Source organism: Novosphingopyxis baekryungensis DSM 16222, from assembly GCF_000420305.1.
Taxonomy (GTDB): Bacteria; Pseudomonadota; Alphaproteobacteria; order Sphingomonadales; family Sphingomonadaceae; genus Novosphingopyxis; species Novosphingopyxis baekryungensis.
Genome location: NZ_ATUR01000002.1, coordinates 574,276 through 600,944 on the forward strand (window position 1 = coordinate 574,276; position 26,669 = coordinate 600,944).

Genomic DNA, 26,669 nt, shown 5'->3' on the forward strand with positions numbered 1-26,669 from the left:
CGACAGTTCGCATCTATTGATCACGCTGACGTTCTGATGTAACCGGTTACATAGAGTCAAGTGACTCGGCGTTCGGTGAACGTCGCCTGGACACGCAAGAGGTCGGGTGTGGGATGAGGAACGAGGCAGTCATGTCAAATGCGACGATCCGCGATGTTGCGCGCGAGGCCGGTGTCTCCGTGGCTTCCGTGTCGCGCGTGATGAACGGTCGTGACAATGTCAGCGCAGCATTGCGTCTGAAGGTTGGCCAAGTGGCCAAGGCGCTGGGCTATGCCCCGCACATCGGCGCACGCAATCTGTCTATGGCGCGGACCCACGCGATCGGCATCCTGCTCCCGGATATTCATGGCGAATTTTTCTCCGAATTGGTGCGCGGTATGGACCGCGAAGCGTCCGAACTGGGGTTCCAGTTGCTCCTTTCCAATATTCACGAGGAGCCGGCGAGTGCCGTCAAATCCCTGAGCACGATGCGCGGGCGGGTGGACGGTCTGGTGCTGATGGCGCCGCATGTCTCCACCGACCTGTTGTTTGAGCATCTGCCTGCGGGCCTGCCTGTCATGCTGGTCAATTGTGCGCAGCATGACCGGACCCATGCCCGTATCTGCATCGACAATCGCTCGGCGGCTTCGATGATGGTCGATCACTTGGCCGACAGCGGCCACCGGGAGATCGTGTTCATTTGCGGTCCGCATGACAATCAGGAGGCGGCCGCCCGGCTCGATGGCTATCGCGCTGCCATGGAGGATCGCCGGCTGACACCCTGTATGGTCGACGGCAATTTCTTCGAGGATAGCGGCGCTGCGGCAGCCGAGCGTCTGATTGCGCAAGGCCGGCTTCCGGACGCGTTGTTCGCCGCCAATGACATGATGGCAATCGGCGCCATGACAGCGCTGCGTCAGGCCGGCCTGTCGGTGCCCGGCGACATCGCCGTGGCCGGGTTCGACGACATTCCGCTCGCACGCCTTATCACGCCCGCGTTGACCACGGTCAGTGTGGATATTGCGGCGCTTGGCGCGCGTGCACTCACGAGATTGTCCGCCCTGATCGATGGCGCGGACGACCGGCAGTTGGAGTCGGTAGCGGCCCATCTGGTCATCAGGGAAACAAGCGGCGGAGCGGCTTTGCACGCTCTGTCATCACGGTCGGACCTGCCGACAACAGGGTGAAGGGGTAACATATGACTATTCGTTTCAAGGCAACGCGCCCGGCGCGCGCACGATTGACCCGCATGGCGGCGCTGCTGGCTACGGCTTCGACAGCCGTCCTGCTCAGCGCTCCGGCTTATGCGCAGGAATCCGCTTCGCTGCGCGGTACGATCACGGCGCCAGCGGACAATGCGCCAGTGCAGGTCACCGCGATCGACGTGAACACCGGCTATCGTCGCACGTCGGAGGTAGCATCGGACGGCAGCTACTCCTTCGCTTCCTTGCGTCCGGCCTATTACCGGCTGGAAATCGCGCTGACCAACGGCACGCGCAGCACCGACAGTTTCCAGCTGACCGTGGGTCAGAATGCTGCGCTCGATCTGGATCTAACAAACACCGCGAGCGTGGGCACGGCCGAGCCTGTTACACCGCTGCCCGGCGCACCGGCGGGCCAGGCGGCGGCCGACCAGGGCGTCGCGACCGGCAATGAGATCGTGGTGACGGCGAACCGTATCGTCTCGCTGCAGGGCGGTGAAGTGGGCACCGACGTCAGCCAGCGGCTGATCGAGCAGTTGCCGCAGAACAACCGTAACTTCCTGGCCTTCGCCGATCTCGCACCGGGCGTGCAGTTCATCGAGGGCGCCACATCTGGCCAGTCGCGCATTCAGGGCGGGGCGCAGGACAGCCGCACGGTCAACGTCTTCATCGACGGTGTCAGTCAGAAGGACTTCGTCCTGAAGAACGGCATTACCGGGCAGGACAGTTCGGAAGGCAACCCGTTCCCGCAGCTCGCAGTCGGCGAATATCGCGTGATCAGCTCCAACTATCAGGCGGAGTTCGATCAGGTGAGTTCCGTCGCGATCACCGCGGTCACCAAGTCCGGTACCAATGAATTCCATGGTGAAGGATTCTTCGATTACACCGACCAGAATCTGCGCCAGAAGTTTCCCACGGAAATCTTCAACAAGCAGGACAAGGTGCAGACCAAAACGATGCAGTTCGGCGGCGCCCTTGGCGGCCCGATCGTCAAGGATCTGATGCACTTCTTCGTCAGCTACGAAGGCAAGCGCATCCAGCGCCCGGTCGAAGTGTTTCCCGGTGGCGGCATTCTGCCCTCCGCCCTGCCGCAGCAATATCAGGACGGCTTCGGCCTGTTCAATTCGGAGTTCGACGAGAACCTCTATTTCGGCAAGATCGACCTTGTTCCCACGACCAGCGATCTGTTCGAGGTCACCGCAAAATATCGCGATGAGACCGGCCGCAGCGGAGGCGGCGGCGTTGCGGTTCAGGAAACACAGACGCTTACCGAAGTGGACGAACTGCGCTTGCTCGGTCGCTGGCAGCACACGGCAGACAACTGGATCAACGATCTGCGCGTCAGCTATGCGGACGTCTCCTGGTCGCCGCAGCCGCAGAACTTCGAAATCGGGCAGGTTTTCCGCGCAACCGTTCAGGGCACGTCGAACACCGGGGCCACCACCTTCAACCAGTTCGATCTGCTGCGTATCGGCGGGGGCACGAACTTTCAGGACAAGGGCCAGAAGGGCACCACGGTTCAGAACGATTTTACCTATACCGGCTTCGACAACCATACTTTCAAGGTCGGTTTCAAGACAGCTTGGGTGAAGCTGAACACATTGCAGCAGAACTTCTTCAATCCGCTTTATACCTACGACGTCAATCTGTTCAGCCAGACGGGTTTCAATGACCAGATTCCGTACCGCGTTCAGTTCGGTGCGTCGTCGGGGCCGGGCAATTCGGTGGTGGAATCGGACAACTTCCAGCTCGGCCTCTACGCGCAGGACGAATGGCAGGTCACTTCGCGCCTCACGCTGTTCCTCGGCCTGCGCTGGGATTATGAGCGGACTCCGGCGTTCCTGGATTTCGTGACGCCGCAGGAAAATATCGATGCCGTTTCATTAGGGAACTATCCGAACCTTCAGAACGCCAATTACAATATCAACGATTACATCACGGATGGCACGCAGCGCAAAGCGTTCGCCGGCGCGTTCCAGCCGCGTTTGGGCTTCGATTGGCAGTTCGACGATGCGGGGCGTTTCACCCTGTTCGGGGGGTATGGCCGCTCTTACGATCGCAACCAGTTCGACTTCTTACAGCAGGAAATCAGCGTGGGTTCGTTCCAGGTGCGCACGTTCAATTTTCAGGGCAACAACTCCATCCCGAATGCGAATTGCAATCCCAGCATTACCTGCATTCCGTTCAATCCGATCTATCTGACGCCCGAAGGCCGTCAGCAACTCGCGAACAGCTCTCCGGGCGGGGGTCGCGAACTGCGCTTCATTAATAATGATCTGAAAGTGCCTTACGCCGATCAGTTCAGCCTGGGCGTGCGCGGGCGGTTCCAGGGCTTCAATCTGGAAGTCGGTTACAACCATGTCGAGAGCAGGGACGGCTTTGCTTATCTGCTCGGCAACCGGCGTACGGACGGTTCGTTCTTCTTCGACAATCCGAACAGCACCACCGATACGCCGTCGTCGCCCTTCGGCTTCGCACCTCCCGGCTATGGATCGATCCTGCTTGGCACCAACGGCCTGGAGACCACATCGGACTCCGGCTATGTGAAGTTCACCAAGCGCTACACGCTGGTTTCTCCCTGGAGCCTGGACGCGACCTACACCTACACCGACGCGACCGAAAACCGGTCATTCGGCGAAACCTTCTCGCTCGATTTCCCGTCGATCGACGATTATCCAGTGCTTCGTTCGTCCGGCGTGCCGCGGCATCGCATCGTGATGGCGGGCAGCGTGGACGTGCCGATCGGCGTGACGCTCTCGGGCAAGTTCACCTATCAGTCGCCTATTTATATCAAGAACCTGCTCGGTTTTGCCGTACCGTTCGAGCGGCGATTGATCGGCACCGAAGTCGAGCCGAACGGCGATCGTTGGGGCCGCCGCCAGTTCGACTTTGCAGTGACCAAATATATCAGCCTGCCGTTCCTGTACGATGGCGCGAAAGTGCGGCTGCGCGCGGACGTGATCAATGCGTTCAACGATCGCAACTACAGCAGTTTCAACGGAAGTCCTGGGGACAACACCCGTATTCCAACGTCACCTACCGTCTTCGGTGAGCGCGTCGGTTACGGCGTCAGCAGCCCGCCGCGCACGCTGAAAGTGTCGGCTGGTTTCAGCTTCTGATCGGATCGAAAAGCCGGGCGCTTTGGTGCCGCCCGGCCTTTCGAATGTTACAAATAAACGAGGTGTTTCTATGATCGACCGGCGCACGCTTCTTGGAACCGGCGGTGTGGCGTTGGCAGGTCTGCTAGGCGGCTGCGCACCAATGGCAGGCATCGGCGCACCGCCCGTCGGCAGCGCGGACCTGATCGATGATATTCAGGAACGCACCTTCCGCTTTTTCTGGGAGACGACCGATCCGACGACCGGCCTGGCACCGGATCGCTGGCCGACGCCAAGCTTCGCATCGATCGCCGCGGTCGGCTTTGCACTCACTTCCTATCCCATCGGAGTGATCCATGGCTGGATCAGCCGTGCGCAGGCGCGCGAGCGGACGCTGGCGACGCTCACCTTCTTCGCCAACGCGCCGATGGGCGACGCACCAAGCGGCACCAGTGGCTATAAGGGCTTCTTCTACCACTTCCTCGACATGAAGACCGGCCACCGCTTCCGGAACAGCGAGCTTTCGACCATCGACACCACCTTATTGCTGGGCGGCGTGCTATTCGCGGCGCAGTGGTTCGACGGCGACCATCCGGAAGAGGCCCGCATCCGTGCGCTCGCCGAACAGATTTACGGCGCGGTCGAATGGACCGCGTTCACGCCGAACGATCCGGTCGTGACGATGGGCTGGCGACCAGAAAGCGGCTTCATCCCGAGCGACTGGAACCGCTATAACGAAAGCCTGCTGCTTTATGTCCTGGCGCTGGGATCGCCCACGCATCCGCTGCCGCCGGAGACCTGGGACCGCTGGACCAGCGCGTTCGAGGCGAACTGGACCACTGAGCACGGCCAGCCGCATATCCAATTTCCGCCCTTGTTCGGCCATCAGTACAGCCATGTCTGGGTGGACTTCAGAGGCATCCAGGACAGCTTCATGCGCGCCAAGGGCATCGATTATTTCGAGAACAGCCGCCGCGCCACGCTGGCGCAGCAGCGCTACGCAATCGAAAATCCGGAAGGATGGAGCGGATACGGACAGGACATCTGGGGCCTTACCGCCTGCGACGGGCCGGGTCATTTCACGCTGGACGTGAACGGGCGCGAGCGAGAGTTTCGCGGCTATTCTGCACGCGGGCCATACGAACGCGATGACGGCACCATCGCACCGACGGCGGCCCTCGGCTCGATCGCATTCGCACCGGAAATCGTGAAGCCGGCGGCAGCGGCCATGATCGCGCGTTATGGATCGTCCATCTATCAGCGCTACGGCTTTCTCGACAGCTTCAACCCGACATTGGCGGGCGTAGACGCGCCGATCTCCAAAGGGCGCATCGTGCCGGGTGTCGGCTGGGTGGACGATGATTATCTCGGGATCGATCAGGGCCCGATTGTCTGCATGATCGAAAATGAGCGCAGTGGCATGATCTGGGATGTGATGCGCCAGTCGCCCCATATCCGCCGCGGTCTGACACGCGCCGGGTTCAGCGGAGGCTGGATCGCATGAAGCTCGCGCCGCTGCTGCTGGCCGCCACCATGCTGGCCGGTGCGACGGCGCCAGCCCAGCCTCCATCCGCGCCTCAACTGCTCGATAGTTTCGACACTCTCACGCCTTGGCAGGCTGCAGCGTCCGACGGCGTGACATCCGTCATAAGCCAGGTTGCCGGAGTAGAGGGCCACGCCATGGTGCTCGACTATGATTTCGGCGCGGTTGCGGGGTATGCCTACGCCTATCGCGCATTGCCCATCGATTTTCCGGACAATTTTGCGCTGGCTCTCAAACTGCGCGGGCAGGGTGGCAGCAATAATCTGCAGATCAAGTTCGTCGATGAGAGCGGCCAGAATGTCTGGTGGTATCAGCGCAAGGATTTCACCCCCACCGCAGACTGGCAGACATTGCATATCCGCGCGCGTGATATCAGTTTTGCCTGGGGGCCAACTGCCGACAAAGCGCTGCCGTCTACAGCAAGGATGGAAGTGGTGATCGTGCGCGGGCGCGATGGCGGGCAGGGCAGGATTGAAATGGACGATCTGGTCCTGACGCCGAAGGCTCCGGTGGCGCCGCCAGCTGCACCCAGCGCAAGTGCACCCGAGGTGCTGGATGGGGACGCTGCTACGCGATGGCGGGGTAAAGGGGGTGATCAGCTGTTGATCGATCTGGGCGGGCAAAGACTGCTGGGCGGCGTTCAGTTGCAATGGGCGCCCGGTGAAGGCGCGTCTGACTACAATGTGCAGCTGTCGGACGATGGAAAAAGCTGGCGCGAGGGCTATCGTGCGACAGGCGGAGATGGCGGTCGCGATCCCGTTCCGCTCCCCGACAGCGAAGCGGCATTTTTGCGTCTGACATTGCCGGAAGGCGCGCCGCACGCAGCCTTGAGCGAGCTTTCGGTAGAACCGGCCAATTGGGCACCAGATCTGAACGGGTTCATCGCCTCACTGGCCGCCACCGCGCCAAGAGGCATCTTCCCGCGCGGCTTTACCGAACAGCCTTATTGGACCGTTGTAGGCACGGATGGCGGGGGAAATAGCGCGCTTATCGATGAAGATGGGGCGATCGAGCCGGCCAAGGGCAGCTTTTCCATTGTCCCTTATGTGTTGGCGGACGGCAAACTGTTCACCTGGGCCGATGTCGAGACGTCGCAATCACTGGCCAAGGGCTATTTGCCGATCCCTGCGGTGCGCTGGCAGGGGCCGGGCTGGCATCTGGAAACGCAATTGGTGGCAGATGAAACGGACGACCGTCTGCTGGCGCGTTGGCGACTGGTCAACGACAGCGATCGTCCCCAGACGCTCCAGCTGCTCCTTGGGGTCCGACCATTTCAGGTCAATCCGCCAGCCCAGTTTCTTAGCCAGCAGGGCGGTGTGAGCCCGATTGCTGCGATAGAATGGAACCAGGATCAGCTGATGGTAATGCCGGCGCAGCAGACAAGAGGCAGCGTTCCGCCACCGCTGCGCCTTGTTCCGCTGGTGCAGCCGGGCGATGTGCACATGGCGCCCTTCGACCGGGGCGCGCTGATGGAGCCTGGCGACTTGGCCAATGCTACCAGCGTGAAGGACCCGCACGACCTCGCCTCGGCCACACTACGCTGGTCAGCGCGGCTTGGACCGGGCGAGGAAATCGATATCCCCATGGCCATTCCCCATGGGGCTGCGCAGGCCCCAAAGGATTTTGGCGCCTTCGTTCAAGCAGGGGCCCAGACGTTGGCGATCTGGGCGAGCAAGCTGGATAAATTGTCCCTGCATGTGCCGGAGGCCAAGAATATGGTGGCGGACACGTTGCGGACTGCGCTGGCGCATGTGCTGATCAGTCGGGACGGTCCCCAGCTCAAGCCGGGTACCCGTTCCTACAACCGCAGCTGGATCCGTGATGGCGCGATGATGTCTGACAGCCTGCTGCGAATGGGTGTCGTTGCGCCTGCTCGCGAATTTGCCGATTGGTACGGCGGCAAGCTCTTCGACAACGGCAAAGTACCTTGCTGCGTCGATTATCGCGGTCCGGACCCGGTCCCAGAAAATGATGCGCAGGGGGAATATATCCATCTTCTGGTGCAGCTCTATCGTTACGATCATGACCGCGCCAAATTGGCCAGCGATTGGCCCCGCATCGCATCGGCCCTCAGCTATATGGAAATGCAGCGCCAGTCCGAACGAACTGCCGAGAATCTGATCGGCGACAAACGCGTGCGATATGGCCTGATGCCGCCGTCGATCAGTCATGAGGGCTATAGCGCCGCCCCGCAATATAGCCTGTGGGATGATTTCTGGGCGCTTACGGGCTATAAGGATGCCGCCTTTGCCGCCGAACAACTGGGCCTGCACGAAGCGAAGCAGATTGCTGCGCAGCGCGACGAGTTTGCGCAGGACATCCAGAATGCCATCCGGGCGGCGACCGAGCGCTTTGACATTGATTATATCCCCGGCGCGACAAGCCTCGGCGATTTCGACGCCACATCCACCACCATAGCGCTCGATCCGGCTGGCGAGCTGGAGGCTCTGGATCCGGCGCTTCTGGCCAGAACTTTCGATATGCAGTGGAAGCGCGTAATGTCGCGCCGCGACCCTGATACAGCGTGGAGCGACTATACTCCTTATGAGCTGCGCAATGTGTCCGCCTTCATCCGCCTTGGCCGGCGCGATGAGGCCAATGCGTTGCTGGACTATTACATGGCCGATCGACGGCCCGCCGCCTGGAATGGCTGGGCCGAAGTGGTGGGCCGTAATCCGCGGGAAATCCGCTTCATCGGCGACATGCCACATGCGTGGGTTGCATCGGATTTCATCCGAGCCGCGCTGGATATGTTCGCTTATGAGCGCGGTAGCGATCGCGCGATCATCCTGGGAGGCGGATTGACGCGCGACTGGCTGGAGCCGGGCGGCATGGCGGTGTCCGGTATCGACAGCAGCAGCGGGACCATCGACCTGGCAATGCGTTTGGACAAGGGAAAGTTGTTGGCGACCATTGCTGGCAGCGCCAACCCTGAAGCCGGATTTGTCCTGCGATGGCCACTGGATGGCGAGCCGGGCCGAACCTTGGTGGATGGCAAGCCCGCACGGTGGTCGGATGGTGGTCTTTCCATCAAGCCCACAGGCAAGCCAATCCGCATCTCCGCTGACATCAAGCAATCTTCGGAGACACCATGATGCGACATGCTTGGTCGCTGCACCTGCTGCTCGCCATTCTGGCCTTCTTCTCGCTCGCCCAGCCGGCACAGGCGGCCATCTGCAGCATTGGAGAGTCCGGACAGACGGTCAGCGTGCCGATCAGCGATAGCGGAAGGTCCATGCTGGTGCATGTGCCTGCTGGCTATGACGGAAACCGCCCCTTGCCCTTGCTGTTTCTCCTCCACGGCAGCACCGCAACCGGGGCCACGATGCTGCGCGAGTCCGGCTTGACCGCTACGTCGGATCGGCATGGTTTTCTGCTGGCCGCACCTGATGGCGGCATCCCGGAAGGGGAGGGCTTTGTCTGGAATATTCCCGGCGTCCCGACCGTAACCGGCGCGATTCCCGGACCGTCCGACGCTGATGATGTGCTGTTCATCAAGGCGGCCATGGACCGGCTGGTGGCGCAGGGCTGCGTCGATCCTGCGCGGATCTACGCGACCGGCCTGTCGGGTGGCGGACGCATGGCGTCCTGGCTTGGCTGTGTGGCATCGGACCGGCTGGCAGCTATCGCACCGGTCGTTGGGCTGCGTGCCGGCCGGCAGTCGATGAGCAATCCGGATCAGCCCGATCCGGACAGTTGCAAACCCGATCACAGCATGCCGATTCTCGCCTTTGCCGGCGCCATGGACCGCACCAATCCCATAAACGGTGGGGCTGGCGCACGCTGGGGCTATGGCATGCATGCTGCCGAACAGCGCTGGGCGGCTCTGAACAGATGCAAGCAGGCACCCACTACCAGCTGGATCGCACCGCGCATCTATGAAGAATATTATGGCGGCTGCGCCAATGGCGCGGAGGTCAAGGCGCGTGTGACGACCGACGCCGGTCACAGCTGGGTGGCCGACAATGAAGCGCTCTGGCAATTTTTGTCCCGGCACCGGCGCGAACCACTCCGGAAGTGACGCCGGGTGCTAACCGCTTTCGGTAAGCACGTCGGTGAAGAACCGCGCAGCTGTTACGTCTCAGGCAAGGCTGCGTCCCGTTAAGCTCGTGTGATCCGTCTGGCGCCGGAAGATGCGTTGAGTATCAGTGCTTGAGTTAGGCGGTTCTAATGCGCGGAATCGAGAGCTTCGAGCGGAATTCGATAGGCCGACGCTGGTAGCGTGGTTCATCTCCTTCCTTCGAATCATCAATCCCTGTAGATTTCCTGTAAATTCATCTGACGCGTCAAGCGCCTGGGAAAGCTATAGGCAAAACGTTTCGATAAAGTCATAGCATGGAAGTAGATTGCTTCAAGTTGGCAATAATTGAAAAGGTCAACGTTACGGCTATAAATATCTACCGGCTGCAACGCTGTAAATTGCGCACCATTCTTCCGGAAAAAACTCTCTCAGGTCTGCGCCAGCGCAAAGTCCAATGCCGAGCAGATTGCGGCAACTTGGGCATCATTGCATATTTGCGATGTGGCGCGCTCGCTGTCTGGGTACACCTCGGTGGTCGTGGTGAAGCGTGCGCCGGTTACGGAACTGCACATGGCATATGTGTCCTGCGGATAGCGGATCACGCCATGTGAGACGACGGGCGATCCGATGATCTTCCCATTCTCGTCCGCCGGCGCGATGTGCGTGGCGTGCTCCACGCCCGCAATAATCGCCTGCTGGAAATCAGGTTGTGGATTATCGGTGTCGTCGACCAGATAGAAACCATCGGGCACGGAGCCGGGGACAAATTCCTCACCGTCGCGCGCGGCCAATGCGGGCCGGAACTCGCTTTCATCGCTATCCGTGGTCTCATGCAGGTCGATATGCATCAGGAACGAACCGGGCTGCGCGGCCACCATCTTCATCAGCGCGGTACATTCTGTTGCAGGGCTGTCCTGATGGAAGCTGCGATTGGGATCGATGGCGTTGTAATTCCAGCGATTGATCCGTTCATAGGCCCATGGGCTGATGCACGGCGCCACCAGCAGATTTGCCTTTCCGGCATAATCGGCCGCACGGGTTTCAAGGAATTGCAGAACGCCCATGACGCCGCTGGTTTCATATCCATGCACGCCGCCGGTGATGAGCGCGGTTGGCAGTGCAGCGTCCGGGCTGCCGTTGCGCAGGGCATAGAGGTCGAAATGTTCGCCATCATAGTCAAGCTGACCATAAGCGAATGTCTCGAAGCGCCCGGAGAGGTCTTTGATACGGGGCACAATATCGTCGGCATAACTGCGCTGCCGAGACTGGCTTGCGCGCCATTGTTCCAGCTCGGCCTCGCCCCAGGCTTTGCCGGGCGTGCCGATGGGATAGAATCGGGGGCTTGTCATATCGCTCTCACTGTCTGGTCCTGGGCCGACTGCCATGTCAGCCAATCTGGATATCTGGCAGGCTTCTGATGGTCCACAAAGCCACTGATGCGGCCGTGCCTTGCCGGCATGCGACATTCAGTTTCGCTATCAGCCTGATCGGAATTGCACAGCAATTCAAGAGCCAGCGACGGGCCTTGTCGCGCAATCATCGCCTTCTCCCTTTGCCGTGGGAGGTGCGGCTCTTTGCGTGTCGTCATGATAAACCACAGCGGCGCAGCGGAAATGGGCACATGAAGGGCGGAGCCACCAGGGCGCAGTTCGTTGGCATGCACGCTGGCCGCCTATATGCTTTGGTAAAATGCGGGGCACGATGTAATGTCGCATTCCGCAACAAGCGCCTTTTCGAAATCGACCTGCAATAAAGGAAATGCCCAGTGCTGTTCGACGGATTAGATCCCTTGGTCCTGGCAAGGATTCAATTCGGCTTCACGGTCAGTTTTCACTTTATTTTTCCTTCCTTTTCAATCGGTTTGGCCAGCTTTCTGGCGGTGCTGGAAGGATTGTGGCTGCGCACGGGCAAGCCTCTTTATCACGATCTGTTCAAATACTGGCTCAAGATATTTGCGATCGCTTTTGCCATGGGCGTCGTCTCCGGCATCGTGATGAGTTACCAGTTCGGCACCAACTGGGCCGTTTTTTCGGATAAAGCCGGGCCCGTGGTCGGCCCGCTGATGGCCTATGAAGTGCTCACGGCCTTCTTTCTGGAGGCGGGCTTTCTTGGCGTGATGCTGTTCGGGATGGAACGGATCGGTCGCAAGCTGCATTTCTTCGCCACGCTGATGGTGGCGCTGGGCACGTTCATTTCCGCATTCTGGATCTTGTCGGTCAACAGCTGGATGCAGACGCCCACGGGGTTCGAAATGGCGGCAAACGGCCAGTTCATGCCGGGCGATAGCTGGCTGGCGATCATCTTCAATCCAAGCTTTCCCTATCGCCTCGTCCACACGGTTCTGGCCGCCTACATCACCACCGCCTTCGTGGTGGGCGGCGTTGGCGCATGGCACCTGCTGAAAGATCGCACCAATCCGCACGCCCGCAAGATGTTTTCCATGGCCATGTGGATGGCTGCCCTGGTGGTGCCAGCGCAGATCGTCATGGGCGATGCGCACGGACTGAATACGCTGGAACATCAGCCGCAGAAGATCATGGCGATGGAAGGCCATTTCGAAAGCCACCCCGACGGGGCCCCGCTGATCCTGTTCGGCATACCGAACAGTGCCGAAAAGCGGGTGGATTATGCCATCGAGATACCCAAGGCGTCATCGTTGATCCTGAAGCATTCGCTCGATGCGCCCATGGCCGGTCTGGACACGATTCCGGACGATCAGGAGCCGCCCGTCGGCATCGTGTTCTGGTCTTTCCGCATCATGGTTGCTCTGGGTTTTGCCATGCTTGGCATAGGGTTATGGAGCCTGCTGGCCCGGTTTCGCGGCAAATTATATGATTGGCAGTGGCTGCACAGAGCCGCCTTGCTGTTGTCCCCGGCCGGGTTCGTGGCCGTTATCGCCGGCTGGATAACGACCGAAGTCGGGCGGCAACCTTATGTGGTCTATAATATGTTGAGAACCGCCGATGCCGCCAGCCCGCTCGCCGCGCCGGCGGTGGCGACCTCGCTGATTGCCTTCATCGTCATCTACTTCGTCGTGTTTGGCGCTGGCATCGCCTATATTTTCAAGCTGATGCGCAAATCTCCTCAAATGGACGAGGTGGGCGTCAAGCGGGGCGATCAGGGGCCGATCAGAACGTCCGGTATCACCCCCGGGCTCACCCAGAATCCCACGAACGACGCCGATGGTTATACCATCGCCAATCCGGACGAGCCGCACGATGGAGACCGGTCATGAACGTCAATGTCGATCTGACGACCGTCTGGGCCTTTATCATCGCCTTTGCCGTGTTTGCCTATGTCGTGATGGACGGTTTCGATCTGGGCATCGGCATCCTGTTCCCGGCGTTCAAGGCCGGGCCGGACCGTGACCGAGCGATGAACTCCATCGCGCCGGTCTGGGATGGCAATGAAACCTGGCTGGTGCTTGGCGGGGGCGGCCTGTTTGCGGCCTTCCCACTGGCCTATGCCGTCATATTGCCCGCTACCTATCCCCTGATCATAGCAATGCTGCTGGGTCTTGTGTTCCGGGGCGTGGCATTTGAATATCGGTGGCGCGATCCGGGACATCGCCGCTGGTGGGACGCCGCCTTCACCGGTGGATCGATCATCGCCGCGATGGCGCAGGGAATGACGCTGGGGGCGCTGCTGCAAGGCGTCACCGTGGTTGACCGTGCTTATGCCGGCAGCTGGTTCGACTGGCTTACCCCATATACGCTGCTCACTGGGTTGGGCACGGTAGCCGGCTATGCGCTGCTTGGATCGACCTGGCTCGTCTGGAAGCTGGACGGGGCGGGGCAGGCGCTCGCGCGGTCGCTCGGCAAGGGAGCCGCCTGGGCGACGATCCTGCTGATGGGGTCGGTCAGCCTGTACAATCTGTTGCTCAACCCGGAATATGCCGACCGGTGGCTAACCGCGCCGGAATTATATTTTGCCGCGCCGGTGCCGATCGCAACGGGCATCGTGGCGCTCCTGCTGCTTCGCGCGCTGTCGACCGAGCGGCACAGCAAGCCGTTCTGGCTGGCGCTCGGCATGTTCTTCTTCGGCATGGCCGGTCTGGGAGTCACGATCTGGCCCAATGTCGTGCCGCCGGCGCTTACCATCTGGGATGCCGCCGCACCCGAACGTAGCCAGATATTCATGCTCGTCGGGGTCGCCATCACCATGCCATTGATCATCGGCTACACCGCCTGGACCTACTGGGTCTTCCGCGGCAAAGTGGGGCATGAGGGGTACCATTGAGCGCGCTGCCGCCGGAAACGCCGCGTCCTTTATGGCAAAGGCTTGCCTGGCTGGCAGCGATATGGGCCGGCAGTATCGCTGTCCTGGGGATTGTCGCCTGGCTCCTGCGTAGCTGGCTGTTGCCCTGATCACGCCATGGCGACGCGCGTCGTCGGTCCGTTAAAAACCGAACCGCTCACGCTGGGTTATCGTTGGCTAGCTGCCGAATTGCGTCGGTCGTGAAGAACAGCAAGGCAGGACTCGGCAGCTGGATTGGCACACCGGGCAAGCGGGGCTCATCCTAGCGCCAGGTTGTTGCGGGCCACATGGTCGGCAATCGCGCCGGCGGTGGTCCACCAGATGCGCGGATCGTCCATCTCGCGAAGCCTTGTCAGCACGCGGTCCAGATGCAGGGCGCGGTGGGCCTGGCCCATCACATAAGGGTGCAGCGCAATGCCAAGCACCAGCGGACGCCGCTCGCATTCGCTCAGCAGCTGCATGACCGCATCCTCGATCATGCCCGCAAAAGTGGCCGCCTCCTGATTGCGGGCGATGATCGCGGGGATATCGTTGATTTCCTGGGAATAGGGGATCGACAGGATGTCCGTTCCGCTGCGCGTGGCCATGCGCGTCGGCTGATCGTCATGCGCCCAGTCGAGGACATAGCGAAAGCCTGCTTCCTGCAGGAGATCGGGCGTCTGGTGGCTTTCCGATATCCATGGGCCGAGCCAGCCGGCCGGGCGAACGCCGAGTTGGTCAAAATGATCCAGCGTCCGCGCAATCATGGCGCGTTCGGCATCCTCGGTCATGTGCCCCTGCGCCTCGGCATTGGTCTGGCCGTGCGCGGCGATCTCGTCGCCCCGGTCCCGGCAGGCCCGCGCAAGATCCGGACATGTCATGATTGCAGCGCTGTTGAGCAGCGCGGTGGTCTTCAGCTCCAGACGGTCGAACAGCTCCATGAAGCGCCACGCGCCGACGCGGTTGCCATAATCGCGCCAGGCCTAGTTCATCACGTCCGGCTCGGTCTGGGACGGTGCGAGCGTGGCCCCAAGACCTTCGCCGAAGGAAAAGACCTCATGATTGACGCCGATATAAATCGCCAGGCGGCGACCGTCTGGCCAAGAATAATCGGGACGATCGACGATCGGGCGGTAATCATAGCGCTTGTGGTGGGAGAGGTCGGTTATCTAGTAAATCCTTCGCTCAGCCCGCGCCAAAGGCCATCGGGGCGGCCCAAGAGATCAGGAACGCCAGCGTCGGTCACCTCAGCAGTGGCCGCAGCGCGGGGAAGATTGGATCTGCTTATGCGCGAGCCAACTGGGCCGAATTGGCGTGGGACAGAATTCCGGCCGAACATCCCTCGGGATATCCGGCCGGAACAGGCGTTTTTCAAAATGTCATATCGCGCATCAGGACGGCATTGGCGCGTCGCGCTTATGGCCCTTCACGTCATAACGATCGAGCAGCATGACCTTGGTCCAGACCTTTACGAAGTCCTTCACGAAGCGCTCATGGCCATCGCTGGCGGCATAGACATCCGCAATGGACCGCAGCTGCGCATTGGACCCGAAGACCAGATCGTTCCGCGTCGCCGTGAACTTCGTCTCGCCGCTCTCGCGGTTTTTGAGCGCGAAGCTCTGCGCCTTTTCGTCGGTCTTCTCCCAGACCAGATCGACATCGGTCAGGTTCCGGAAAAAGTCGTTGGTCAGCACGCCCACCTTGTCGGTAAACACGCCATGCTCAGAGCCGTCATAATTGCAGCCCAGCACGCGCAGACCACCGGTCAGCGCCGTCCACTCCGGCGCCGTCAGCTGCATGAGATTGGCCTTGTCCAGGAAGAATTCCTCTGGCGCCACGCCCAGGCTGACGGAGGCATAATCGTCAGAGATGAAGTTGCGGAAACCATCGACGACCGGCTTCAGCCACTCAAAGCTTTCCTCATCGGTCAGATCCTGGGTGGTATCGACACGGCCCGGCGCGAACGGCACCGTCACATCGACACCGGCATCCTTGGCTGCCTTCTCGACCGCCGCGCTGCCGCCCAGCACGATCAGATCAGCCAGTGAGGTGGTGCTGCCACCCTTGCTGTTATGATCGTTCATGATGCCGCGCAGCTTCTCGATCACCGCAACCGTGCGCTGATTGACCGTCCAGTCCTTTTGCGGGGCCAAGGCAAGGCGGGCACCATTGGCACCGCCACGCTTGTCGCTGTCACGATAGGTCACGGCCGCAGAGAAGGCCGTGAAAGCAAGGTCGGAGACGGACAGGCCGCTGCCGAGGATGGCCTGCTTGAGCGCGGCGACATCGCCATCGCTGATGGGCGTGCCGTCCAACTCCGGGATTGGATCCTGCCACAGCAGATCGTCCTCGATCGTCACTTCCGGGCCGAGATAGCGTTCCTTCGGACCCATGTCGCGGTGCGTCAGCTTGTACCATGCCTTGGAAAAGGCCTGGGTGAAGGCGTCGAAATCGTTCAGGAATTTCTCGCAAACCTTGCGATATTCCGGATCGACCTTCAGGGCGATATCGCTGGTCATCATCATCAGGTCGTTCATCTGACCCTCGATATGCGCGTCCGGCGTCTTGGGCGCGTTCGGGTCGATTGGCGTCCACTGGAGCGCGCCGGCAGGGCTGCGCGTCTGCTCCCATTCGAACTTGAACAGATTTTCCAGATAGCTGTTGTCCCACTGCGTCGGATTGGGCGTCCAGCTGCCTTCGATGCCGTTGGTCATCGTATCTTCGGCATTGCCCTTGCCGCGCGGATTGTGCCAGCCAAGGCCCATCGCCTCCATCGGGGCAACTTCCGGGCATGCGCCAATCTGGTCCGGCGGGGTCATGCCGTGGCTTTTGCCAAAGGCATGGCCGCCAGCGATCAGCGCGACCGTTTCCTCATTGTTCATGGCCATGCGCGTGAAGGTGATGCGAATGTCGCGGGCGGAGGCCATGGCATCGCCATCGCCATTGGGCCCTTCGGGATTGACGTAGATCAGCGCCTGATGGGAGGCGGCGAGGGGGTTTTCTAGGTCATAATCGGCGTCGCCATTTTCGCCGCGCCAGCGCTTGTCGCGCGTAACCATGCTGGAATAATCCTTGTCGTCCGCCTTGGCCGTCTCGGGATCCCAGATTTCCGGGCCCCAATAGGTGGCGTTGTCGGCTTCCCACGCATCGAGGCGACCGCCGCCGAAGCCATAGGTCGGCAGACCCATGATCTCGAGCGAGACATTGCCCGTCAGCGCGATCAGATCGGCCCAGGACAAGGCGCTGCCATATTTCTGCTTGATCGGCTGCAGCAGGCGGCGCGATTTGTCCGTATTGCCATTATCCCACCAGCTGCTGATGGGGGCAAAGCGCTGCATCGCCGTGCCCGCGCCGCCGCGCCCGTCGGCGATGCGGTAGGTACCGGCCGAGTGCCAGGCCATGCGGATCATTTGCGGGCCATAATTGCCATAATCGGACGGCCACCAGGCCACGGACGAATTCAGGAAGGACTTGATGTCGTTCTTCAGCTCGGCGAAATCGATCTTGTTGAAGGCCTCGGCATAATCGAAGTCGGGCCCCATCGGATCGGCGGCCAGGCCGTTCTGGTGCAGCAGCTCCACCCGCAAACGGTCCGGATACCAGTTTTCCAGCGTGGGCGGCGTGCCGAGCGCACCGCCGACACGGTCTCCGCCAAACGGGCATTTGCCTTCCATCACAAAGGTTTCGGTATCGGTCTTGTCGTCGGCTTTGTTGAGGGGAGTCATCTCGTTCACAGGGCAGGTCCTTCGGTCTTGCTGGGTCGGGCAGTTTAATTGGGCAGCGGGGCATTCAGAATGCCGGTCGCTCGTCTCCACCGGACTATTCGGTGTCGCAGAATTTTCTGGCGTGACGAAGCGGTGGAGCAGGGCTGCCATCTAGGTGCCAACAAACTGTGCGATCATAGGGCAAAGCGCTCCAATGAAGCTTCCGGTTCCCACAGCTCGTCCCAAAAATGCGGGGGGAGTTCACCCCAGGGGCAGCGACTGGACGAAGCTTATGATGAAAAAGGCAACCGCCACGCCAATCATGATGTGGCGAGGCCTTACCGTATGGCAGCCAGCGCGCTGCCTTCGCTGCCAGCAGCAATGGCACAGATTTGCGGTTGTAGATTAGGGAGGATCGGGGTCTCGTCGTAGTGACGAAGGAACGGGGATGAGGCCGAAGCCTTCAAGCCCCAAAGCTACTGCCGAGAAGGTGGTGAGCCGACAGTCATGCGCGAAGCGCATAACGATATCCGCCGAGCGACCCGTCGGCAGATCTTCGCGCAAGACAAGATCAGGAACCTGCTGGAAGGCCTGCGTGGCGATGACGAAATTGCGCAATATCCGGCCAAGCGGCGCTTGCCAGCCTACATCAACTTAGCGGGTCAAGTGTAATGCAGAATACTAGCTTTGCGTTATTAGCACAGACGGCGGACGCAGGACTAGAATTTAGTTCTTCCTAGCAGCTTATTTACTAAGCGACTAAGCGAAGGAAGTATCTTTTGAAATTCCGATTTCCTGGTATTTTGGTTGCCAAAGACCCGGTCGCCATAGCCTGGATCTCTTGGCCTGTTTGAAAGATGCGCCATTACTCCATTCCTTGGTAAGCGAGAGCGATGCGGTGTCATGTTACGGATCGCCAGTGAACGTTATAGTCAATGCATCGGTATAATGACCGGCGGCCAGCATATCTGTTGCTGGGGGAACTATAATTTCGATGGTTGCAGACTGGCTGCCCCCCGGGGCCATCAAATCGAGCGGCTGAGATCGCGGATAGTCCAGCGGTATTTCAAAGCCATTCATTCTAACATCATATGGCACTCCAGGGGCGTTGAACTGATGTGCCAGCAGGCCCCGATTAAGCGACGCAAAACTCACCCCGATGGATGCGTTGCTTCTCAGGTCGAAGTCGATCGAACGTTGCGGAGCGGTGCTCAGATCGCCGAGGTCCAGTGTCAATTCGCGCTGCCCGCCGGCGAATTCGTCGGAGCGAATTTCGAGTATGGATGCCACCGTAGCAATGAGTGCTATCGGTTGTTCGGCAACCAGTTCGGGCCCCTCGTCCCCCGTGGTAAAAAGCCGCAACAGGATACGTCCGCTGTAATTACCTCCGCGGACAAATTGACCCGGAAGTATGGTGAAAAACAATGTAATCGGCTGAGCCGCAGTTACCGGTCCAAATCGCCCGCCGAGCTGATTGGCAAGAGAGCCAAGAAAGTCCCGGCTAACCAATGTTGGGCCATTGGTGTCCTGCAATAGATCCCAATATAGTTTTTCGCCGGCATTGGTCAGGACATTTTCACCGCGAGGCGACATTGGCGTCGCAACAATATAATAATCGCAAGCAGCTCCACTATGCCGAACCTCGAGCGAAACAGGCTCGAAATTCTGTTCGTGGCTGGTGACTTCGTAGCCTCGTCCGTAGAGGCCGCGCCATTCTATGCTGGTATCTCCCGATAATTCCAGCTGGCAAGAACCGGCGGGCGGCGCCAGCATGTCCATCTGGGCCAGAGCCATGTCGATGGGCGCACAGGTGGCCAGGACGGCAAGCGCAGCGGTTACATAGTGTCGGGCATTCACAAGCCGTCCTCCTCCTTAGCTATGGCGGTGCCTTTACTGTCCAGTGCGAGGGGCTGCTCGAGTTTAAAGATACCGCTGAAATCTGCGGGGACATCGATGTCCAGATTATGGATCTTCCCCTCAACATCCAATGTGATCCGATAGCGCTTTCCTGCCTCGGCTCCCTCGATAAGAAACCGCCCGGCGGAATTGGTGAAGATCTGCGTAGGTTCGCTCTCTTTCGACGGCGCAACCGGCTCCGATGTTCCAACGGCATAAGCAATTGGAACGCCGTCGGAACCTACGATGTTGCCCACGATAGTGACATTTCGCTCGTCTCCTACGGGCAAGAGATAGCCAGATCGGTAGCCGGGCCGGATAGAAAAAACCTGGCCGCCAATGGAGATGCCACTCGGTGCGTCCGGGGCGTCGACTTGGAGTGACCGATTGAGATAAGCAGGTAGCTGCGGGACGACTGCGGGCCCGAAGGTGCCGCTATAGGCGGAGTATTGGGTTTGGTTCGATCCAAACCCTGTCCTCGGCTCGACAGCGATCTGATATTGGTCTGCGCCAGCCCGGGGGGCTATGATTGCGAAAGCATTGCGCACGGGCCGCGATATACCGAATTGCCCGTCCGCCATCACGAGCGCGGTGCCGAACGTCATTTCGGTTCTGAGGTCCCGTCGATCTGAATTGCTGAAGTAATTGTCCGCACGTTGAGCGACGCTAGCCTCGAAGCGGTTGCCGACATAAGTGGCCTGCATCAGCTGGCGATCCGATCCTTCCCGCCGCTCTGCACTCGCGCGGAAGCCGAAAGCGCCTACGCCAACTGGCGCGAAACGATTATATTCCAAACGAGCGGCATTGTCCTCGCTCGTCAAACTGCCATTGAGCGAGCCTTGGCCAAATGGGATGGACAGAGCGGCTTGCAGAACGACACCTTTCCGATCGTTCGTATCGCGATATTCCAGCCCTGCGGAAACCGATCCGAAACGAAACTGGCGGGTGTAGTTGGCGCCAACAAACCAGCTTTCGCCCAATCCGTCGCGTAAGCTTTCATACCCCCCGAACAGTTGTGCACTGGCATTTGGCCCGACGTTCTGGCCGGCGCGAAAGCGGGCCTGTTTAGCGATGAAATTTCCAGAGAATAGCTGGTCGAGGGTCCGGTAATCTCGGCCCGTCAAATTGATCAGTCCATCGATCGATCTGTTGCGTGTGCGATCCGAGTCCCGCCAGCGATATTGCAATGTTAATTGGCTGCTATCTAGACCGGGATTACTAATATCGGTCGCAGCATTAACGCCGAATGTTCCGACCGGTGAGGCCCAGACCGCATCCGCCCCAAGCTGATAGTAGTCGCTATTGCTCTGCCAGCTTAAACCCCCGGTGAGGGTATTGGTGAAGCCATAGCGTGCATAGCCGATAATGTTGTGATCCGAAGTATCATAGCGGCGGTATCCGTTCTCGTCGCGGTAGGGAAATCCCACATTAGCTGCAAAATCTAACAAGCCTTGCTGCAAAAGGTCGAGATCGTAGAACGCCGGGAACGATACGATACTGACGCGGCCGCTGGCACTGGTAATGCGCAGTTCGATATTGTTGGCTGCTGACGGAACAAGAGGAAAATCGCGCAGGCTGAACCTTCCTGAAGGAAGGTCGAACGTCCTGGAAGCTATGCCATTTATCAGCACCTCAACACGGGACGGTTCGTCTAGTTCGAACAATTGGTCGGGAACCGGCCGAACATTGCGATAAGGATCGATCCCAAAGTTGCGATAGGCGGCAAATCCGGCAATGCGCGGCGCGGCTTGGTAGGGTCGCCGGCCAATCGACAGATCTCCTGCCTCCGTTCTGATCAGACTGTCCATCAGATCGTAGGTCAGTCTGACATCACCCCGTGACCAGCGACGGTCCCTTCGCTCATCATATCTGATGTCCGCCTCGAGGACGACCCCCTTCACATTCAGTGCAAGGTCGAAGTCTGCTACCAGCCGATCGAACCCCTTATCCAGACGGGCGCTATCTTCGACAAATGCAATTCCTGCTCGGCCCGAAAGATAGGCCGAGACATCAGCCTGCTGCACGAACTCGATGTCGCCACGTCGGCCAAGGGCTCTGAGGTTCAAATTGCGGATGCCACGCGCTTCAAGTGGAATGTCGATAATCAAAGCCAAATTGTTGGCGTCGAATTCGACCTCAAGGCCAACCTCAGTCAATTCGCTGAACGTTACCTGCGTGCGCCGCCCAAGATTTTCCAGCGCAATGCGCGTGTCTTCAATCGTCAAAGGCGCCAGCACGTTCGATACGAATTCGGGATCCACCGAACCGTCCCGGTCTGGACTGTCTGGCCTTATATTGGTTTGGCCCACATTGATGCCGTCTATCAGCACCGGGTATATGTCCGCGGCAGGAGCAGGTCTGTCGCGGCCGAAAACATCGCGATATATTTCATCGACCGTACGGTCGTCGGATGTTTGAGCAGACGGCTCGCCCAGCGATTGCGGCGACGCGATAGACGGAGTTTCATCTTCTGATGGTCCGTCTTGTTGCCCCTGCAATGCAAAAACCGGTGAATGATGAGCCGCCGCTGCTGGCAAGATTGCCAGCAAGAATAGCCTTGCTTGCTTTTTCACGATTGCCGCCCACGGCTACTTCATCACCAGATAGCGTGTTCGCAATTCCGCGGTAATAGGGCCGACGGCCATGCCCTCGGGCCACGGAATTTGAACAGTTCGATGAGAGCCGACCAAAGTCACCAGTTGTTTCAACTGTCCTAGCTGTTCTCCCTCCAATGTGACTGGCTCACCGCCCCCAGATGGGGTGACCACTACAGCAGGGGTGTCCAGCGATGCCCGACGCGTCCCGTCGTTCAGCACTTCGAGTTCGAGCATCTGAGTGCCGTCTGCAGCTAGAACTGGCTCAGCTCGAGTGATCCTCGCACTGGGTGCGGCATCATTCGGTGTCACGTATAACGCGGCTTCATATCGATAGTTAACCGAGACATTGGCGGTAAAGTCGTTGCGCTTCTCGCTCATCAGTTTGATCGGAAGCTGGTCGGAGACGAGCCGGAATGCAAGTTCGCGGACCGGGTTGGGGTCGCCGATCCATCGCACCCTTACGGCCTGGCTGGTCCCGGGTGGTATGACCAACTGGGGTGGAGAAATAATGATATCATTGTCTTCCGGAACACGATTTTCGCTTCCGTCGGGATTCTGCGCCCGTTGATAGGCGCGAAGCTCGATCGCGATCGGTTCGGCATGGCTGTTGGTAATGATCACCGATTGTGTAGAGCCAGGCCCTGACGGCGACAACTGCATCACGATTGGCTGCAGGTCGTAGGCGAGCGAAGGCTCGCTTACTAAGCAGCACGCAGTGGCAGTAACTGCGAATAAAATGTCTCGAACTTTTAACATCGTGCCCCCTGAGTCAAAATGTTCGAGGGGCCGGGAAGTCTATTCGAGCCCCCGGCCCCAAGTTTTGGTTTTAGGAAGCGGTTCAGATCCCGGTAGCGGCCAAGGTAATCGTCAGCGTGTCGTTATAGGTGCCCGCGACGGCATATTCGGCCAAGCTGTCGAAGCTGAGGTCGAGATTGCCGGTACGCGCGCCGCCATTGAGCAGGATATTGGTCCAGTCGGTATTCGTTGCGATGGGCTGCGGAGTGCCCTGTGCCGCGACCGAGTTAACGGTGGCGAAGCCGCCGAAGGTTGCTTCGATATCGTAATCGATATTCACCGCGCCGCCGCTTTCCTGATGCTCCATTCCGCCGTTAAGGGACGAAAGCGTCACCTCATATGGCGAGTTGCAGGAATAGGCGACGACCAGGAAGCCCTGATTGCCAGTTTCCAGCATATTGACATTGGCAGTGGTCGACCCTTCAGGCACCAGCTCGCAATTGCTGGTTACAGACCCTTCGAGGTTGATCACGTAAGATTCGGAGTCCCCTGCAAATGCTGGCGCAGCAAAAAGTGCTGCCATGGCCGAAGCGGTTGCGATTTTCGTAAACATTTTCATCGATATTCTCCTTGGTTTTAGGTTGTTGTCGATGAGAGATTCGGCTCCGCTCGCTAGAGACCGGTTCGAGTGCCAGAGAAGAGTGAGTCGGACGTTCTCTGGTGTTTGCCCCCTGTCGAAATGACGCGCCTCGCAGCATCCCTCGCCGACAACTATAGGCGTTGCCGCAAACTTGAACGGATACGGAAAGGTATCGCCAGCCTTCGATATCGGCGGTGTGGAACATCTCTTACGGGCTAGTTGGCAACGAAAGAAGGTAAACGGCCGATGCTATCATGTTAGCGAGCGCCACGAATATGCCTTGTTGGTGTCAACTAGGATATATGTTTTAACTTTATAGCAACTTTCGTATCGAAAGTTGCCCTGAGGCGAGTCGCACATGCATTTAAGATGAAGAGGTCATAGCTAGCTGTCCTGATGATAGACCTCATCGCGCGCCAACTTTGCACTGCAATTATCGCGTGATTTTCACGATTCCGACGACAAGCTGTGGTGCTGGGGCCGACTATATCCATGCCCCGTTTCGCCGATGCGATTTTGAGCAGATTGAACTAACCCATTTTAACAAGTAGGTTATGTGCTGCTGGTTTCAATCAGGCTGCGCACGAACGGCCTGAGTGGCAGTGGATATGGGAAAGGGCATGCGTGATTCTAGCAGCAGTTGAGGCGCGTCAGGGGCGTAGCAGAAACTGCGTGTAATCAGATTTGGGGCGACTTTATGGAATTACGTCGAGGAGACTTGTTCGAACATTTTGGTGGCCGCAACCATGAGTCGGTTGTGATCTGCGTGGCGGTCGTTTGCCAAGAAAGTTTCATGAGGGAAGCAATTAGCGAGGGGCTGAAGGAAACCGATCAAATAACAGTAGTCGAGGCGGATCATCTCCGCTCTCTTTTGGAGGAGGATAAAGACTGTAAGGCTGTTCTCTATATTGAGCCGCCTAAAGACGATCCGGGATTGGCGGACTCAATCCTTTTAATGGAAAGCATGACCGATCATAATTGGATCGTTATGAGCCGCAGCCCGGACAGTCCTGTTTTGAAGCGGCTCTTCCAATTGGATGTCAATTTATCGGTCATACCATTTGACGTGTCAAAATGTGATCTATCCCATATCGTCAGACTGGCTTCCAACAGTCGACGTGTATTCGTGGACCATGACTGTCAGTCTGTCTCGTCATCCGAAGTTAACCGTATTGAGGATGCAGAGCTGACCGATCATCAAACCGGTTTGCTCGAGCTGATCTCCGAAGGTTATACCAACAAAGAAATCGCTCTTATTGAAAGCTGCGCAGAAAGCACGATCAAGATGAGGGTGCGCTCGCTTCTGACGAAACTGGATGTAAAAAACCGAACTCATGCTGCAGTGATCGCGGCAAGAGCCGGCCTTCGCGTGACGCCAAGACGCCAATCGGAACAAATGTCGCGCTAATATGTGCTTTTTATCGAACATGCTTGCCCACTAAGTGATCAACGGCTTTTGAAGGACTGCTCGTTGGCAATCGCCCTATCTCAATCACGTCTTCGCCCGTCCGAAAGGAAGACGGTGACCGAATCCGCGTGACGCTATTTTTGCTGCGCCAGCGCTTCGAACGATCGCGCTTCCTGGAAAGCCGGTTCGTGCTCAAACGATTGATACCGCGACAGGGTACCACGGAAGGGTTTCCCGCGGTTTTGTTTTGCAGAGAAATCCTAAGTCTTTCAGATACTTAGTTGGTATCAAAAAACTGGCTGGGGCGGCAGGATTCGAACCTGCGCATGCCGATACCAAAAACCGGTGCCTTACCGCTTGGCTACGCCCCAGCAGGCGAGTTTGCGTCTTGGGGGTCTATATACGGATAGACGCGCCGGAGGGAAGGGGGTGAAATCAGCTTTCGCCAAGCCTTTTCACCCAACCATGTGCGTCATTGCTCTCGCCGCGCTGAATGCGCTCCAATGTCTGGTGCAATTTTACCGTAGTGGGGCCCGCCTTGGCGCCATCGCCCACGGTGAAGGTGCCTTTTTCCGATTTGACCGTGCCGACCGGGGTGACGACGGCGGCGGTGCCGCAGGCAAAGGTTTCGGTGCAGCGGCCGCTCTGCGCGTCTTCCATCCACTGGGCAAAGGCATAGGGCTCCTCGCGCACTTCGTGGCCGGCATCGCGTGCCAGCTGGATCAGCGAATCGCGGGTGATGCCTTCCAGGATGGTGTCGGTGAGCGGGGGCGTGACCAGGCTGCCGTCCTCCATGACGAAGAACAGGTTCATGCCGCCCAGTTCCTCGATATATTCATGCGTCGCCGCGTCGAGAAAACAGACCTGATCGCAACCGTTGGACAGGGCCTGTCCATGGGGCAGCAGACTGGCGGCATAATTGCCGCCGCATTTGGCCGCACCCGTGCCGCCCGGCCCGGCCCGGTTGTAATCATGCGATACCCAGAGCGAGATCGGCGCTGCGCCGCCCTTGAAATAGGCCCCCACGGAGCTGGCGATGACGACGAAAAGATATTCCTTTGCCGGGCGAACACCCAGAAATACCTCGCTGGCAAACATGAAGGGGCGCAGATAGAGCGCAGCGCCTTCGCCGGGCGGAATCCAGTCGGCATCGGTTTCCACCAGCAGCTCGATCGCCTCGAGGAACAGTTCGTCGGGCAGTTCGGGCATGGCCAAACGCCGCGCCGAGGAGCGGAAGCGAGCGGCATTGCGATCCGGGCGGAACAGCGCCGATCCGCCCTCTTCGATGCGATAGGCCTTCATGCCTTCGAAAATTTCCTGCGCATAATGCAGCACGGCGGTGGCCGGATCCATTTCGATGGGCTTGCGTGCGCTCACTTTGCCATCGTGCCAGCCGGCATCCTCGCTCCAGCGCATCGTCACCATATGATCGGTGAACAGCTGCCCGAAACCGGGGTTCTCCAGCAGGGTCGCGCGCTCGCTGGCGGCAACGGGCGTGGGATGACGTTCGACGGCGAAGGACGATGTGTTGCTCATGGCGGCAGGCTTTAGCGTGGCCCGCTGCCTATTTCCACCAATCGATGCGCCAAGTTGGTTGGAATCTTGCGCGG

General features: G+C 59.2%; 17 protein-coding genes, 1 tRNA gene and 1 pseudogene. 10 read left to right on the forward strand and 9 right to left on the reverse strand.

All coding sequences use genetic code 11. The annotated features are described in order from the left end of the window. Positions 1-131 precede the first annotated feature (131 nt). From G410_RS15370 to G410_RS0102860, 5 genes are all read left to right on the forward strand, one after another. Positions 132-1,166, forward strand: coding sequence for a LacI family DNA-binding transcriptional regulator (locus tag G410_RS15370; RefSeq protein WP_022672152.1), 1,035 nt, complete (start codon positions 132-134; stop codon positions 1,164-1,166). Between the two features lie 11 nt (positions 1,167-1,177). Beyond that, on the forward strand, positions 1,178-4,300 hold the full coding sequence (locus G410_RS0102845) for a TonB-dependent receptor (RefSeq protein WP_051137172.1): 3,123 nt from the start codon (positions 1,178-1,180) through the stop codon (positions 4,298-4,300). 70 nt (positions 4,301-4,370) lie between these two features. Further along, a complete protein-coding gene (locus G410_RS0102850) occupies positions 4,371-5,783 on the forward strand; it encodes a glucoamylase family protein (RefSeq protein ID WP_028970988.1) in 1,413 nt (470 codons plus the stop codon). Then, a complete protein-coding gene (locus G410_RS0102855) occupies positions 5,780-8,917 on the forward strand; it encodes a discoidin domain-containing protein (RefSeq protein WP_022672155.1) in 3,138 nt (1,045 codons plus the stop codon). Before G410_RS0102850 ends, G410_RS0102855 begins: the two co-directional genes overlap by 4 nt. Further along, positions 8,914-9,843, forward strand: a complete 930-nt coding sequence (locus tag G410_RS0102860) for a CE1 family esterase (RefSeq protein WP_022672156.1) — start codon at positions 8,914-8,916, stop codon at positions 9,841-9,843. The genes G410_RS0102855 and G410_RS0102860 overlap by 4 nt, the downstream gene beginning before the upstream one ends. A 428-nt stretch (positions 9,844-10,271) precedes the next feature. On the opposite strand, the gene G410_RS0102865 is transcribed toward G410_RS0102860, so the two are convergent. Then, entirely contained in the window at positions 10,272-11,192 is a 921-nt protein-coding gene (locus G410_RS0102865; protein WP_022672157.1) for a M14 family metallopeptidase, read from the reverse strand. 419 nt (positions 11,193-11,611) lie between these two features. Between G410_RS0102865 and G410_RS15375 the strand changes: the two genes are divergently transcribed. Genes G410_RS15375 through G410_RS17615 form a run of 3 tightly spaced genes read left to right on the forward strand, consistent with a single transcriptional unit; the run spans position 11,612 to position 14,210 of the window. Beyond that, positions 11,612-13,078, forward strand: coding sequence for a cytochrome ubiquinol oxidase subunit I (locus G410_RS15375; protein WP_051137196.1), 1,467 nt, complete (start codon positions 11,612-11,614; stop codon positions 13,076-13,078). Beyond that, positions 13,075-14,082: a cytochrome d ubiquinol oxidase subunit II gene (gene cydB, locus G410_RS0102880; RefSeq protein WP_022672160.1), complete on the forward strand. Its 1,008-nt coding sequence runs from the start codon at positions 13,075-13,077 to the stop codon at positions 14,080-14,082. Before G410_RS15375 ends, cydB begins: the two co-directional genes overlap by 4 nt. Then, complete coding sequence (locus G410_RS17615) at positions 14,079-14,210, forward strand: DUF2474 domain-containing protein (protein WP_425411240.1); 132 nt, start codon at positions 14,079-14,081, stop codon at positions 14,208-14,210. The genes cydB and G410_RS17615 overlap by 4 nt, the downstream gene beginning before the upstream one ends. Positions 14,211-14,357: 147 nt before the next feature. Here G410_RS17615 and G410_RS17110 read toward each other — a convergent pair. Both G410_RS17110 and katG read right to left on the reverse strand, forming a co-directional pair. After that, a pseudogene (locus tag G410_RS17110) lies at positions 14,358-15,041 on the reverse strand (polysaccharide deacetylase family protein); the annotation flags it as partial. 429 nt (positions 15,042-15,470) lie between these two features. Then, positions 15,471-17,804: a catalase/peroxidase HPI gene (gene katG, locus G410_RS0102890; protein WP_022672161.1), complete on the reverse strand. Its 2,334-nt coding sequence runs from the start codon at positions 17,802-17,804 to the stop codon at positions 15,471-15,473. A 486-nt stretch (positions 17,805-18,290) separates the two neighbouring features. On the opposite strand from katG, the gene G410_RS17900 reads away from it, so the two are divergent. Next, on the forward strand, positions 18,291-18,455 hold the full coding sequence (locus G410_RS17900) for a hypothetical protein (RefSeq protein ID WP_022672162.1): 165 nt from the start codon (positions 18,291-18,293) through the stop codon (positions 18,453-18,455). A gap of 234 nt (positions 18,456-18,689) precedes the next feature. On the opposite strand, the gene G410_RS0102900 is transcribed toward G410_RS17900, so the two are convergent. The 4 genes from G410_RS0102900 to G410_RS0102915 all read right to left on the reverse strand — a co-directional run bounded on the left by G410_RS0102900 (position 18,690) and on the right by G410_RS0102915 (position 23,543). After that, positions 18,690-19,640 (reverse strand): hypothetical protein, encoded by a 951-nt coding sequence (locus G410_RS0102900; protein WP_022672163.1) that lies wholly within the window; start codon positions 19,638-19,640, stop codon positions 18,690-18,692. Next, on the reverse strand, positions 19,637-22,252 hold the full coding sequence (locus tag G410_RS0102905; RefSeq protein ID WP_156851830.1) for a fimbria/pilus outer membrane usher protein: 2,616 nt from the start codon (positions 22,250-22,252) through the stop codon (positions 19,637-19,639). Before G410_RS0102905 ends, G410_RS0102900 begins: the two co-directional genes overlap by 4 nt. 15 nt (positions 22,253-22,267) lie before the next feature. Next, positions 22,268-22,897, reverse strand: a complete 630-nt coding sequence (locus tag G410_RS0102910) for a fimbria/pilus periplasmic chaperone (protein ID WP_162604063.1) — start codon at positions 22,895-22,897, stop codon at positions 22,268-22,270. Between the two features lie 217 nt (positions 22,898-23,114). Next, positions 23,115-23,543, reverse strand: a complete 429-nt coding sequence (locus tag G410_RS0102915) for a hypothetical protein (RefSeq protein ID WP_211214986.1) — start codon at positions 23,541-23,543, stop codon at positions 23,115-23,117. An 805-nt stretch (positions 23,544-24,348) separates the two neighbouring features. Between G410_RS0102915 and G410_RS0102920 the strand changes: the two genes are divergently transcribed. After that, positions 24,349-25,059 (forward strand): helix-turn-helix domain-containing protein, encoded by a 711-nt coding sequence (locus G410_RS0102920; RefSeq protein ID WP_022672167.1) that lies wholly within the window; start codon positions 24,349-24,351, stop codon positions 25,057-25,059. A gap of 296 nt (positions 25,060-25,355) precedes the next feature. Here the strand turns inward: G410_RS0102920 and G410_RS0102925 are convergent. After that, positions 25,356-25,430: transfer RNA gene (locus G410_RS0102925), tRNA-Gln, on the reverse strand. A gap of 64 nt (positions 25,431-25,494) precedes the next feature. Then, the gene (locus G410_RS0102930; protein ID WP_022672168.1) at positions 25,495-26,595 is read right to left on the reverse strand and encodes a branched-chain amino acid aminotransferase; all 1,101 of its coding nucleotides are present in this window, start codon (positions 26,593-26,595) and stop codon (positions 25,495-25,497) included. Between the last annotated feature and the right edge of the window lie 74 nt (positions 26,596-26,669).